This window comes from Vibrio scophthalmi, assembly GCF_040869025.1.
GTDB classification, from domain to species: Bacteria; Pseudomonadota; Gammaproteobacteria; order Enterobacterales; family Vibrionaceae; genus Vibrio; species Vibrio scophthalmi.
The window spans coordinates 513,853-527,382 of record NZ_CP134271.1; the positions used below are offsets into that span (position 1 = coordinate 513,853).

Annotated in this window: 12 protein-coding genes; all 12 read right to left on the bottom strand. The window is 46.2% G+C overall.

What is annotated here, in order from left to right:
* Positions 1–4: 4 nt before the first annotated feature.
* The gene (gene fliG, locus RJD38_RS02235) at positions 5–1,060 is read right to left on the bottom strand and encodes a flagellar motor switch protein FliG (protein ID WP_005598382.1); all 1,056 of its coding nucleotides are present in this window, start codon (positions 1,058–1,060) and stop codon (positions 5–7) included.
* Positions 1,053–2,738 (bottom strand): flagellar basal-body MS-ring/collar protein FliF, encoded by a 1,686-nt coding sequence (gene fliF / locus RJD38_RS02240; protein ID WP_406853104.1) that lies wholly within the window; start codon positions 2,736–2,738, stop codon positions 1,053–1,055. Before fliF ends, fliG begins: the two co-directional genes overlap by 8 nt.
* Before the next feature lie 74 nt (positions 2,739–2,812).
* Positions 2,813–3,124 (bottom strand): flagellar hook-basal body complex protein FliE, encoded by a 312-nt coding sequence (gene fliE, locus RJD38_RS02245; protein WP_005598385.1) that lies wholly within the window; start codon positions 3,122–3,124, stop codon positions 2,813–2,815.
* Between the two features lie 98 nt (positions 3,125–3,222).
* The gene (locus RJD38_RS02250; RefSeq protein ID WP_065430727.1) at positions 3,223–4,629 is read right to left on the bottom strand and encodes a sigma-54-dependent transcriptional regulator; all 1,407 of its coding nucleotides are present in this window, start codon (positions 4,627–4,629) and stop codon (positions 3,223–3,225) included.
* Position 4,630: 1 nt separating this feature from the next.
* Positions 4,631–5,665: a sensor histidine kinase gene (locus RJD38_RS02255; RefSeq protein ID WP_005598389.1), complete on the bottom strand. Its 1,035-nt coding sequence runs from the start codon at positions 5,663–5,665 to the stop codon at positions 4,631–4,633.
* 130 nt (positions 5,666–5,795) lie between these two features.
* Positions 5,796–7,262: a sigma-54 dependent transcriptional regulator gene (locus RJD38_RS02260; protein WP_065430728.1), complete on the bottom strand. Its 1,467-nt coding sequence runs from the start codon at positions 7,260–7,262 to the stop codon at positions 5,796–5,798.
* Between the two features lie 252 nt (positions 7,263–7,514).
* Entirely contained in the window at positions 7,515–7,925 is a 411-nt protein-coding gene (gene fliS, locus RJD38_RS02265; protein ID WP_005598393.1) for a flagellar export chaperone FliS, read from the bottom strand.
* Positions 7,926–7,937: 12 nt separating this feature from the next.
* The gene (locus RJD38_RS02270) at positions 7,938–8,261 is read right to left on the bottom strand and encodes a flagellar rod protein FlaI (RefSeq protein WP_065430729.1); all 324 of its coding nucleotides are present in this window, start codon (positions 8,259–8,261) and stop codon (positions 7,938–7,940) included.
* Positions 8,245–10,284, bottom strand: a complete 2,040-nt coding sequence (gene fliD / locus RJD38_RS02275) for a flagellar filament capping protein FliD (protein WP_005598397.1) — start codon at positions 10,282–10,284, stop codon at positions 8,245–8,247. Before fliD ends, RJD38_RS02270 begins: the two co-directional genes overlap by 17 nt.
* A 20-nt stretch (positions 10,285–10,304) precedes the next feature.
* Positions 10,305–10,733, bottom strand: coding sequence for a flagellar protein FlaG (gene flaG / locus RJD38_RS02280; protein ID WP_005598399.1), 429 nt, complete (start codon positions 10,731–10,733; stop codon positions 10,305–10,307).
* 74 nt (positions 10,734–10,807) lie between these two features.
* A complete protein-coding gene (locus tag RJD38_RS02285) occupies positions 10,808–11,941 on the bottom strand; it encodes a flagellin (protein WP_065430730.1) in 1,134 nt (377 codons plus the stop codon).
* 241 nt (positions 11,942–12,182) lie between these two features.
* Positions 12,183–13,325, bottom strand: a complete 1,143-nt coding sequence (locus RJD38_RS02290) for a flagellin (protein ID WP_006710514.1) — start codon at positions 13,323–13,325, stop codon at positions 12,183–12,185.
* Positions 13,326–13,530 lie beyond the last annotated feature (205 nt).

Here is a 13,530-nt window from a genome sequence, read left to right on the forward strand (position 1 = left end):
ATAATTAGAGGAATTCGTCCGCGCCGCCAGACAGCATCAGCTCACCGGCATCAGCCATACGACGAGCAATCGCCAGCACTTCTTTCTGTGCGGATTCAACGTCAGAGACTTTAATCGGAGGCATCGCTTCGAGATCATCACGCATCATCTCAGCGGCACGCTTAGACATGTTCTTGAAGATCTTATCACGTAGACCATCATCGGCACCTTTAAGCGCTCTTTGCAGAACATCTTGCGGTACGTCACGCAGCAATTTCTGAATACCTTGATCGTCGACTTCGATAAGGTTTTCGAACACAAACATCAAATCTTGGATTTGTGTTGCCATATCTTCGTCTTGGTCGCGGATTTGCTCCATCAAGACGCCTTCGACGTTGTTGTCCATGTAGTTCATGATCTCTGCCGCCGCCTTCAGGCCGCCAATCTTGGCTGCTTGAGCGCCCGCTTGACCAGCAAACTGTTTCTCCATGATTTCGTTCAATTCCGCTAGTGCCGATGGTTGGACTTCTTCAAGGTTAGCAATACGCATCATCAAGTCTAAACGGTCACGTTCTGCAAACTGCGACAAGATTTCCGCAGACTGATCGGGATCGAGGTACGATAATACAATAGTTTGAATCTGTGGGTGCTCGTTGATAATGATGCTCGCCACTTGACGTGGGTCCATCCATTTCAATGAATCGAGGCCTTTAGAACCGGTGCCCAACAAAATTTGGTCAACAAGGTTATTGGCTTTATCTTGACCCAATGCCGCAATCAAGGTGTTGCGCATAAAGTCTTCGCTGCCCATACCAATGTTGGTGTACTTCTGGATATCTTCCAAGAATGCACGGTGCACCGCACCAACTTTATCTTGGCTCAGATCCGCCGCGCGCGCCATCGCGCTACCCACGCGTTGCACTTGCTTCGGTTCAAGGTGACGAATAATGCCTGCAGCATCTTCTTCATTTAGGCTGAGCAATAAAATTGCTGCTCGCTCTTCACCAGGAATGGTTGAGATGTCGATAGTGTTTTCAGCAATATCCCCACCTTGTTCCTGCGGTACGATTTCGTTAGCCATCTTTCATCCAGTTCTTCACTACTTGCGCAGCCAACTCTGGTTCGTTTGCGACCAGAGCGCGCACCGCTTTTAATACGTCTTCATCTTTATGCAAGTTCGGCAAATCAATGCTAGAGCCAAACTCAAACAATTCACCACCATCTAGATCACCACCAATTAGGCTAGTTTCACCGTCAATACCGATTGGCATGCCGTCAGGGCCATAAAGTTGATCATCTTCTTCAGCGGCTGGGTTAAGCAATTTCTTCATTGCCGGACGAACCAGCACTAAGACAACAATCACCACCACCAGCGCGCTGGCAAACCAACGAACCCAATCGTTAAAGTTTGGATGTTCCCAAATTGGCGCATCAACAATGCTTTCCATTTCAGGCTCAGCAAATTGCATACTCAAAACATTAAGTAAGTCGCCACGATTTTGGCTAAAGCCAACCGCACCAATCAAAACTTGGCGAATCGAGTTAAGCTCAGACTCTGACAATGGTTGATAAGTCGTGGTGCCTGTTTCTGGGTTCACTACCGGGCGATTTTTGATCGCTACCGCCACCGTTTGTCGATTTACCACGCCAGTCTGACGACGCTCGTGACTGATCGTGGTATCCAATTCAAAGTTACGTGTCGCTTCTTTGTGTACTGAGCCTTGGCCTAACACACTGCCATCTTTCATCTGCGCCACATCTTGTGGAATCGAGGCATCAGCAGGCGGTTGGTTGCTCAAAGCACCAGGGACACCGGCAACCATGCTGCCGTTGTTGTAATCTTCCAGAGTATATTCGCTGCGGGTCGACGGCGTATTAGGATCAAAGCTCTTACGGGTTTGTTCAACTGCGCTAAAATCGAGTTCAATGTCCACCTGCGCGGTATAGTTGCCAAAACCTAAAATAGGGATCAAGACTGAATCGATTTTTTCTCGCAGTGCGGATTCTTGTTTACGCTCAAGTTCGTGCTCTTTACGACGAGCCATTGAGGCTTCATCTTGTGAGCCAGAACTTAGCAGGCGACCATGTTGATCAGTGACCGTAATACGATTGGGTTTCATACCAGGAACAGCACTGGATACCATATCAACGATCGAGTCGACTTCTTCTTGTTTAAGGTTATTACCAGATTTGAGATTCAAGAACACCGAGGCCGAGGCTTCTTGATTATGACGCACAAAGACACTCTGCTTTGGCAACGCCAACAACACGCGCGCTTTACGCACTTGCTTCATCTCTTCAATCGCTTTTGACAATTGGCGCTCACGACTGAGCTTTAAGCGCTCCAACTCCAAACGTTGTGAAACACCAAAACCCATATCTTGTAGCAAGATGTCATCACCCTCATCGGTTGCTTGGTTTAAACCAGCACGTGCGAGGTTAAGTTTAAGGCCGCTGTATTCACTGACAGGCACCATGACGGTGTTACCTTCCAGCGTATAATCTTGTTTTTGCGAATCGAGATAATCAAGAACAGGGATCAGTTCTTCAGTTTCATAGGCGCCAAGTGGACGTAGTTCCGGCTCTTTCACCCAGAAAAACAGCATCACAATTAAGGCAACACAGATAGAAATAGAGAGCACGAGTACGACTTGACGCATAAGGTCAAGATCGCCGACGGCTAAATCAAATTTAGAACTGCTTTTTTCATCAAGATCCGGGTTTTGGCTTGAGCCATCTACGCCACCATGCGCAATCATCGCATTGTCAGACGCTGACTCAGACAAAGCCAAATCTGTTGATTGGTTTCGATCAGACACGGGTGCTACCTAAATTACACTGGCATGTTCATTAATTCTTTATACGCTTCAACCAGTTTATTGCGTACTTGGATAGTGGCTTCAAAGGCAACGCTCGATTTATTTCGAGCGATCATCACATCAGATAACGAGACATTTTCATCACCGCGATCAAAGCGAGTTTGCAGATCGCCGGATGTTTTAGAAAGACTATTGACGTTATTGATGGCATTCGTCAGCAGATCTTTAAAATCTGCTCCAACGGCCTGACCAGTCATTGCCGGTTTGGCGTTTGCCGCATCCAACATCATGGCCTGCATTTCGCTGTTAAATCCATCAATTCTCATCATTACCTCTAATGTCAATTCTTTGACAAGCAACTTCGTTGTATTACTGACGCTGCAAAGAGTATGCCACGCACTATTAAGCCTACGAAAATAGCACGTTAGTTTGGAATATCAATCCCTGCATCACGCATTTTTGCGAGCTTGTAGCGCAAAGTGCGGGGGCTGATGCCTAACTTGTCGGCCATTTCTTTGCGGCGTCCAGCGCACTCAACCAAAGTTTCAAGAATAATGGTGTATTCCTGGTCTCTTAGTTCATTGCCCAAACCCGTTGGCGTCGATAAACCTTTGAAAGCGTCCACTTCTGCAACCGGTTTGATGGTTGGCATCGCCACTGAGCCATTTTCCACCACTTGTTGCAAACTGGTAGCATCTTGCCAATCCAATCCTTCCAGCAAAATATGTTCACCACCAATGTGGTTATTTTCACTCAGGATCAAGGCGCGTTGCACCACGTTATCCAATTCACGCACATTACCCGGCCAAGGGTATGACAGCAGTTTAGCCAATGCCTGTTCGCTCAAGCTTGGAACTGGCATACCCAACTTCTGGCAATGACGTTCCACAAGATGGCGCGCTAGTGGCTCAATATCACCTTTGCGTTCACACAAGGCAGGCCACGCAATTGGGAAAACGTTAAGACGGTAATACAAGTCTTCACGGAAGTTCCCTTCTTGAACGTACTGTTTAAGATCTCGGTTACTGGTTGCCAAAACACGCACATCCAGTTTAATGCTCTTACGGCCACCTAAGCGTTCCACTTCGCGCTCTTGCAATACACGCAATAACTTGGCTTGTAGGCTCAGATCCATTTCGCTGATTTCATCCAGCAAAATCGTACCGCCTTGCGCTTGTTCAAATTTGCCTGGACACGCCTGCACAGCACCAGTAAAGGCACCTTTCTCGTAACCAAACAGCGTCGCTTCGAGCATATTGTCTGGGATCGCGGCGCAGTTGATCGCCACAAATGGGCCATTTTTACGTAATGAGGCATTGTGAATGTAACGCGACATCACTTCTTTACCTGAACCACTCGGGCCAAGCACCATGACGTTGGCATCAGTACGAGCGACTTTGTCAGCCAATGCCAGTAGCTTCAAACTTTTCTCATCAGCGACGACTGCATCACCGTTATCATCTGATTTGACGGGGGCATAACGACTGACCATATTCAACAGAACTTCTGGTGCAAAAGGCTTTGCCATGTAATCGATAGCGCCATCTTTCATCGCTGAAACGGCATCTTCAATATTGGCGTAAGCCGTCATCAGCAATACCGGTAAATTAGGCCAGTGTTGCTTGATGTTGCGTAGCAGCGCAAGACCGCCCATGCCAGCCATTTGAACATCAGACACAACAATGTCCACGGCATTCGATTTCAGCTTCACCAATGCGTCTTCCGCACTGTCCGCTTCAAGCCATTCGTAGCCAGCAAGCGCTAAGGTGTCAACGAGTGCTTCGCGTAAACCTTCGTCATCTTCTACGATAAGTACCTTGCTTTGAGCCATGTTATTCTCCAGTCGTGACTGATTGGTCGAGTTGGGGAGCACTTTCCAGTGGTATGCACATGGTAAAACATGCTCCATCCCCTTCCTCAGAAATGAGTTCCAATTTTCCGTCGTGCGCGCGACAAACCATCTGTACTACCGCTAAACCAAGGCCAGTACCTTGTGAGCGAGTGGTAAAGAAAGGTTCCATAATTTTTTGCTGCAATTCTTTCGCAACACCCGGCCCACTGTCTTGCACCGAGATCTTTAATTCGTTATTTACCGGACGGAAAAAGACATCAATTTGTGACTCTTTACCCGCAATTTGAATCGCGTTCATCACCAAGTTACTCAGCGCTGACGCAATGGCATTAGCATTACCCAACAGCCGAGTCTCTTCGCCTTCTACTTCTAGGCAATAGTCGATGAGGTTATTCTTCAACGCCGTTTCGACCATAGGTGAGAACTCCGCCACCAATTCGGCAACGGTAAATGCTTTCACAACCTTGTTGTCGCCACCTTTGGCAAACAACAGCATATCATTAACTTGTTTTTCAAGGTCTTGCAGTCGATCAACTAACTTGCTTTGAAAGCGATCTTTTGTCGCTGGCGGTAAATTTGGCGCCGCAAGATTTGAGGCATAAAGCATCGCGCTCGAGAGTGGTGTTCTCACTTGATGTGCCAAGGATGCCACCATTCTTCCTAACGAAGATAAGCGCTGTAGATCACTAATGCGTGACTGCAATAAACGGGTCTCGGTCAGATCCGTAATCAGAATGAGCTGTCCCGTCGCTGAAGCAGAGATGGCTAAACGCACTTTACGTCCATTACGTAACGAAATCTCATGGCCATCGTCTTCACGTGGGGCAAAAGCCCACTGAATGACTTCAAACCATTTATATCCCACCAATGGTACTTCCAATAGACGTTCCGCTTCTGGGTTTACTTCACGCACCACACCTTGAGTGTCGAGCAGAATAACTCCCGCAGGCATCACATCTAAAACCTGTTTATAGCGTTCTACTTGTTCTTCTAATGAGCCTAAATGGTTGTCCATGGGTTATGCGCCTACGCCGTTTTTTTGCCTTGAATACTACAATGGCCTGACATGCAAAATACACGCCAAGCCATTTATTTTTAATTTTCAACAACTTAATTCAATGCCATTATTTTGACACTACGAAAAACTAACGTTGAAGATTGTACTTTCGCATCTTCTCTACCAAGGTAGTACGACGCATACCCAGCATATCAGCAGCACGTGCCACCACACCCGCTTGTGCATCAAGCGCTTGGTTGATCATATTAACCTCAAGCTCTGCCAGCATCTCTTTAAGATTCAATCCTTCTGGTGGTAGAGCTTGTGGTGCGTGTTCATTATCAGCAAATACATCGAGCTCATCCAAACTAAAATCGTCAGAGAAGATGTTGTGTAGTACGTCACGCTCCTGCTCTTCAACCGAAACCAATGGGTTCGATTCTGGCTGAAATTCAGGAATATCACTATAACGATACTTAGTTGGCAAGTGATTGACGTCGACCAAACTGTTGGGATAAAGAATGATCATTCGTTCGACTAAATTGGCTAACTCACGCACGTTGCCTGGCCAATCATGTTCCATTAAGGAGTTGATTGCCCGTGGCGTAAAGCAGATTGGTTGTGCCCCTTCTGCTTGCATACGCGTCATCAGTTCTTGCAACAACAAAGGAATGTCTTCTTTACGATCACGCAAAGCTGGCATTTCAATCGGGAAAACATTAATTCGGTAGTAAAGATCTTCACGGAAAGATTCGTCGCTGATCATGATGTCTAAATTGCGATGCGTTGCGGCAATCACGCGAACATCAGCACGAATAGTGTTGTTGCCACCCACTCGCTCAAAACAGCGCTCTTGCAACACACGCAGTAGTTTCACTTGCATTGGCATTGGCATGTCGCCAATCTCATCAAGGAATAGCGTGCCGCCTTCTGCTAACTCAAAACGGCCTTTACGCGCGGTGATCGCACCTGTAAACGCGCCTTTTTCGTGGCCAAATAACTCACTTTCCAACAAATCAGGTGGAATCGCACCACAGTTGATTGGCACAAAAGGCCCACCACGGCGAGAAGAGTGATAATGAATATTGCGCGCCACTACTTCTTTACCCGTTCCCGACTCACCAAGAATCAAGACATTGGCTTCCGTCGACGAGACTTGCTCAATCAGGTGGCGGACATCTTTAATGCCACGGCTCTGACCAACTAGGCTACGAAAGAGCGTATTTTTACGAGCAGAAGAAACAACGTTAACACCTTTGCGACCAAGAAAATCCTTACAATGGCGTAAAGCTTCACTCAATTGCGGGTAATTCAGCGGATAAGCGAGGTCACCAACATAGTTAGTCAACTCCTCGGCAAACGTAAACTGCTTGTTGGCGATCAGAAGTGGAATATGACTGGCGCGAGACAGTTTGTCGTTAAGCTTGGTTGCGTGTGCTGGTTGAAGAATAGAACCAATGATGCAACCAGACCAAACGCCTGAAAAGTCTAACGTATCAATTTGTGCTGCATTGACAACTTCGCATGGCTCGCCAACAAAATCTAAAATAGAAGCTAGATTCGTTTGCGCCTGAGCGTCGTCTTCAATAACAAGTAGTTTTGCTAAGCCTTGCATAGATGAGAATGATTGCCTTCATTAAATACTTGAATCGGCCAAACTGATGAAAATCGCGTCTCTTAGTTCGAGTAATTATTAACGACAATCAATTTACAAAATTCGGCAATAAAATAAGCCACTAGGCTAGTTAGTGGCTTCTATTTTATTTGATAAAAAAAATAAGGCAACCAAGCAATTAGGAGGTGTGATATTAAGCCAAGGCTATTTCTTTTAAATATCTAAATAATTTAACCTTTTTTAATGATTTTATTACATCCCTACATCTTGCGCAGTTAAGTTATGAAACTCTGTTGGTATCTGATCCCACGCCGATTTGATCTCACGAATAATGTCAATCACATCATCCAAAGGTTGAGGGTCATTCTTATGATTTGCGGCAGTGATCTGCGTAATCATAAATTCGTAGAGTTGATCCAAGTTTTGCGCAATATCTCCACCATCATCCATCGATAAACAACTGCGTAAACTAATGATGATGTCGAGCGCTTTACCTAAACGTTCACCTTTTACAGGAATATTTCCTTGCTGCATTGCAGCCTTGCCTTGAATCAAGCGCTCAATTGCGCCAGCCATCAGCATCTGAACGATTTTATGCGGGGAGGCCGCGGTGAGCTGGCTATCTACCGATACCTTCTTATAAGCCTGTAATGAACCGCGCATAGCATTCCTCTTCTACAAAAACTTTTTATATTGCTGCACGGACTTATTGCCGTGACGATACTTATATAATGTTTGACCGATCAATGTGGTTTTGCTTTGCATCAGCAGCACCACATTTTGAGTCTCTTTGATTGCTTGTTGCCACTGCTCAGTTTGAGATAATTGTGGCAACTCGTCTATCGTGCAGAGCAGTCTCTGCAACAATTGTTCTCTTTTATCGACCAACTCAGTGATTTCTTCAGTGTTAATGTCACTGGCTGAAAGCTCACTCTTTATTATGTGATCTAGATCACTTAACTGCTTAAGTTGTTCGGTGAAATTATCGGTTGAGTGCACTCATCATCCCCGCTAACTGCGCTTGCATATTGCTGGTTGAATCTTGCATCGCACTAAATTTGGCGTGAGTGCGGTCTTGTAAGCCTTCCATACGACGATCAAGTTTCACTTGATCATCTTGCAAACGGTAGTTTCGTTCAACAAGACTCTGCTCACGAGTTCGCAGCGAACCCTGTACGCCAGTTAAGCCATGGATCGCATCTTCCACTTTTTTAGCGAATCCCTGATTGCCGCCGAAAAAATCTTCCAATTTATTGAAATTGTTGTTCAGTTGGCGATCAAGCATTTCATAGTTTATTTCCAATGACCCCTGACGAGTCGTGGTGATGCCAAATTCCGTCAGTGACTTTAGATCTTGTGGTGCAGGCTCGACCGATTGGGAGAAAACCGCCTTTAAGCGTGAATCTGCGCTGCGGATAATGCTGTCACCCGCTAATGGGCCTGCTTGGCCTGTCATTGGGTCAAACGTGGCGAGATCTTTCGACAATTGGTAGAACTGGTTATACGCCGAAACGAACTGTTCAATATCTTCACGCACACCTTGACGATCATACTCAATGTCGATTTCCGAAGCTTGTTTACCCGGTTGAGTGCGACCTTTAAGAGTCAAATCGACCCCATCAATCGCATTTTCAATGATGTTATTGTTACTCGATAGCTGAGCAACACCATCAAGCATGACTTTAGAATCTTGCGCGGCTTGCACCTGACTCATACCGCTGTAGGTATCAAATGAGCCTTGTGCCGCTTTTAACGCCTGTTGAGCTTGCTCGATACGCTGTAAATAATCGCGCTGTTCGGGCGGTAACATCTCCATTTTTGCCTGCTTGGCTTGCGCATCATCCATATTACCCGCCGCCAATGCCGCATCAATTTGATCGATTTCATCTTGATGCGCAGCCTTAATGACCGCTTGTTCGGCAGCCAGTTTCTTATCCAGTGCGGCTTGCGCTTCTTTAGGCGTGACATAAGAATCGGTCAGTGTCCCAGAAGCGGTATTGCTCCATCCCGGAATATCGCCCGCTTTTTCACGCGCTTTGTCATCTAGCTGTGGCTCTGGCTCCCAATAAGAATCGAGTAACGTGCCCGATGCAGTTGGTGTCCACCCTGGGATGCGATCTTCTGGTTTGATGTATTTGTTGGCCGCTTGCCCTGCGCCCGCAGCAGCCGCAATGGCTTTTTCGGAAATTTGGTTAACCGGTGTGATGTCTTTTGCCGCATTAGGGTCGACAACCGTTGCCGCCTGTCGGCTTGCATCGGCAATCTCACTATCGACAACCTTTGCCGCATCGATATTGCGTTGGGCGATACGATCGGCGACCAATTGCTCTTGAGGCGTTAAAGGATTCAGCAGTTCTTGAGCCGTGGCACGTGCTTTTTCTAAATCAGAGACACGCTGCTCTAGAGTTTTGTACTCTAACTGCTTCAGAAGGTTATTCGGTTGGTTGGTCTCCACTTTCATGCTGACCGCATGGTCTTGACCAGATAAATCAGAGGCAACAATCAAACGAGGACCGTTGGTATCATTGATCACTGACGCACGCACTCCAGGGTTGCTTTTGCTGCCGTTAATTCCACGGACAACATCGCTTAGCTTAGAGTGCTGTTTTACGTCTACATCGAATGACTTGTTACCAAGCGAAATACGCAACTTGCCCTCACCAAATTTTGCATCGTCTGGAAAAACATCCGAGGCAATCTTATGGCTTTGAGCAAGTTGCAACACATCGACAGCATAACGGCCTGCGATCGCTTCAGTAGTGGCGGTTGCTGACACGACGGCATCATCAGTAGTATCAACCTTTCTTGCCGCAAACGCCTTTTCTTGGCGAAAACTCGCCATCAAGTTTTTCATCGTATCCAGCGACTCTCTGAGTCGGCCGTAGGCACTAACACTGGATTCAATTTTGGTCTGCTCATTGTTAATACGTTGCTGCTTAGGTGCACGCTCCGCCTCAACAATTTTGCCTACCATGGCATTGATATCCATGCCAGAATTCATCCCTACGGGGCCAAAACTCATCTAATCACCTCAAAAATACATTACACCTTATCGATCAACAGCCCTGACGAATAACGCGCTGTTTGTTCTCTAAGACGCCGCAAAACTTCTAACATCTCCTCATCAGGTATCTGGCGAATAATTTCACCAGTACTCTCTTCATAGATGGTCACCACATCTCGTCCGGACGCTTCATCTACCCGAAACGATAAGCCAGTTTGAATGGTCGAGATGAACTCATTCATCTGTTCCACTACTTTCTCACGTTCTTGCTCTGAAAACTTCAGTTGAGACTGAGTCGCTTCCATTGCTTGTTCAATTCCGCGTGAGGTTAACTGGCTTATTTCTGATGCCACAACTGCCTTCGAAGCCGAGGAAGTGCCTTGCGAATTATCATATCCTGAAGCAATTTTAGTGCCACTTTGTGAGCCATGGGACTGGATGTTCGATGCGTAGGACGGTATCTCCATAACAATCTCCCTTCCACCTCATAAGCCAATCCACCTTCAGGTGCTTGGCTTAGTCAGCTCGGTATTGCTTGACCTTAACCCAAGAGACTTAATGCTGCAGTTGGGCTCTGCTTCGCTTGTGCCAAAACCGAAGTACTGGCTTGCTGCAAAATCTGCGACTTGGTCATTTGGGTTGTTTCTTTTGCATAGTCAGTATCACGAATACGTCCACGCGATGCGTTTACGTTTTCATTGATGTTATCCAAATTGCTGATCGCATGATCAAAACGGTTTTGGAAAGCACCTAACGATGCTCGTTGGCTATCAACGGATTTAAGCGCGCTATCAATCACAGAAACCGCTAATTGCGATCCTGCCACTGTGCTCACATCCACGTCAGCGACTGTCACGTCTTTTGCGGCAGCAAAACCGAGATCACTGCCCAGTGCACCACCCACGGTGACCTCGCCTTTCACTTGGTTTGTTGCTGCAAATAACTGCATTTTACCATCTTCGCCCACAGAGGCTTTAACATCGTCGCTTTGACCATTAATATAAGTGGCCAATTGCTCAATATCATCGCCTGCTTTCGCGTTGATCGTCAATGACTTCGCTTCACCGTTCGCATCTGAATAATCAAATGTGATGTCAGTGGTATCCGCTTGTACTCGCCAATCAGGCGTTTTACCGGCTGTCACTTGGTACGTTTTACCACCCATGCTGGCCGTATCTGAACGCATGTCACCCATGGTCAGTTTTACCGCTTCACCCGAGCTTGAACCAATCTGAAACGATTGGCTGCCGTACTGTCCATTCAATAGCTTATTACCACCAAAGGAAGTTGTTTCCGCAATACGATTGAGTTCATCGTTTAATGCTGTTACTTCTTCTTGGATCGCAACACGCTCAGAACTTGAGTTCGAACCGTTTGATGATTGCAATGATAGATCGCGCATACGTTGCAGAATATTGGTGGTTTCATTCATCGCACCTTCTGCGGTTTGCGCAATCGAAATACCATCATTGGCATTTTTTACTGCCATATCCAAACCACGGCTTTGAGATGTTAAGCGGTTTGAAATTTGCAGACCAGCAGCATCATCTTTCGCGCTGTTGATTTTGTAACCTGACGACAAGCGTTCCATAGACTTCTGCATCCCGTCGGTTGCATTGTTTACGTACCGCTGTGCTGTCATTGCAGACACATTCGTGTTTACGTTGATCGCCATAATTGATCTCCTTTGGCATCGGGGCATGCGCCGCAGTGTCTCTCACCTCACTTTGACGCATATCATTTCTCTCAGTCCTTTAACGGCGAGGAAAATGTAACCTTTAGAGAAAAATTCGCTTTTTTTATCATTCGGCTAAATTGATAACAAAAGCGTGAAATTCATCGAAATCTTTTGTTGAGTGGAAATAGCCGGATACAAAAAAACCCAGCCGAGGCTGGGTTTTTGTTTATTCTGACGATTAGCCTAGTAGGCTTAGTGCAGAGTTTGGCGCTTGTTTCGCTTGAGCAAGAACTGAGCTTGATGCTTGAGAAAGAATTTGCGACTTAGTAAGCGCTGTTGTTTCTTTCGCGAAGTCAGTGTCTTTGATGCGGCTCTTAGATGCGTTCACGTTTTCGTTGATGTTATCTAAGTTGCTGATTGCATGGTCGAAACGGTTTTGGAATGCACCTAGTTCTGCACGGTGGCTATCTACGTAGTTTAGTGCTGCGTCGATTACCGCTACAGATTGCTGTGCGCCACCAACAGAAGTTACGTCGATAGTATCAACCGTTTCCGCTTTACCTGCGCTCATACCTAGTTCACCCGCTAGTGAACCACCAAAAGACACTGCACCGTCAACTTTGTTGCTACCAGCGAACACTTGTAGACGACCATCTTCGTCAACAGATGCTTTAACTTTATCTGTTTGACCGTTGATGTAAGTTGCTAGTTCTTCGATATCGTCACCTTCTTTCGCGTTGATAGCGATAGTTTCAGGTGCTGCACCATCTTTAGCAGTTAGAGTGATTTCTAGCGTGTTTTTACCCGCTTCTACACCCCAATCTTTATCTTTAGCATTTTCAGCCGCTGCTTTGTAAGCCGTGCCGCCCATACCTGCGTTGTCGCTACGCATGTCGTTTAGCGTTAGCATTACTGCTTCACCGTTGTCCGCACCAATCTGCATTGATTTAGTGCTGAACGTGCCGTTTAGAAGCTTGTTGCCACCGAAAGAAGTTGTTTCAGCAATACGGTTAAGCTCATCGTTTAGAGATGTTACTTCTTCCTGGATTGCTACGCGCTCTGAATCAGAGTTAGAACCGTTTGAAGATTGTAGCGATAGGTCACGCATACGTTGCAGGATGTTCGTTGTTTCGTTCATCGCACCTTCAGCAGTCTGAGCGATAGAGATACCATCGTTCGCGTTACGTACTGCAACATCTAGACCGCGGCTTTGTACATTCAAGCGGTTTGAAATTTGTAGACCAGCAGCGTCATCTTTTGCGCTGTTGATTTTAGAACCAGACGATAGACGCTCCATTGAAGTTTGTTGTGCGCTAGTTGCTTGGTTAAGGTAACGCTGAGCTGTCATTGCTGAAACGTTAGTATTTACATTCACTGCCATGGTGTTATCTCCAATTGATTTTCCGATGTTTCCGGTTTCCGACGTCTCGGAAAACCAAGTAGTTCTCTCAAAGTTACTTTTATTAACGGCGCGGTTTTGAAAACCTTTAGAATTTTTTTAAGTTTTTTTTGAAAAAAGACGCTTTAGCCAGAAGAGTGTGATGAGCGGGATAAAAACAATAAAAAGTCGATTTATTTACTAAAGG

What these genes read in the sequence shown, in the direction of transcription:
- flaG (WP_005598399.1), bottom strand. Translation starts at nt 10,733, where the DNA reads ATGGAGATACCGTCCTACGCATCGAACATCCAGTCCCATGGCTCACAA.
- RJD38_RS02250 (WP_065430727.1), bottom strand. Translation starts at nt 4,629, where the DNA reads ATGGCTCAAAGCAAGGTACTTATCGTAGAAGATGACGAAGGTTTACGC.
- fliF (WP_406853104.1), bottom strand. Translation starts at nt 2,738, where the DNA reads ATGATTGCGCATGGTGGCGTAGATGGCTCAAGCCAAAACCCGGATCTT.
- RJD38_RS02290 (WP_006710514.1), bottom strand. Translation starts at nt 13,325, where the DNA reads ATGGCAGTGAATGTAAATACTAACGTTTCAGCAATGACAGCTCAGCGT.
- RJD38_RS02255 (WP_005598389.1), bottom strand. Translation starts at nt 5,665, where the DNA reads ATGGACAACCATTTAGGCTCATTAGAAGAACAAGTAGAACGCTATAAA.
- fliG (WP_005598382.1), bottom strand. Translation starts at nt 1,060, where the DNA reads ATGGCTAACGAAATCGTACCGCAGGAACAAGGTGGGGATATTGCTGAA.
- fliD (WP_005598397.1), bottom strand. Translation starts at nt 10,284, where the DNA reads ATGAGTTTTGGCCCCGTAGGGATGAATTCTGGCATGGATATCAATGCC.
- RJD38_RS02260 (WP_065430728.1), bottom strand. Translation starts at nt 7,262, where the DNA reads ATGCAAGGCTTAGCAAAACTACTTGTTATTGAAGACGACGCTCAGGCG.
- fliE (WP_005598385.1), bottom strand. Translation starts at nt 3,124, where the DNA reads ATGAGAATTGATGGATTTAACAGCGAAATGCAGGCCATGATGTTGGAT.
- fliS (WP_005598393.1), bottom strand. Translation starts at nt 7,925, where the DNA reads ATGCGCGGTTCATTACAGGCTTATAAGAAGGTATCGGTAGATAGCCAG.
- RJD38_RS02285 (WP_065430730.1), bottom strand. Translation starts at nt 11,941, where the DNA reads ATGGCGATCAACGTAAACACGAATGTGTCTGCAATGACAGCACAGCGG.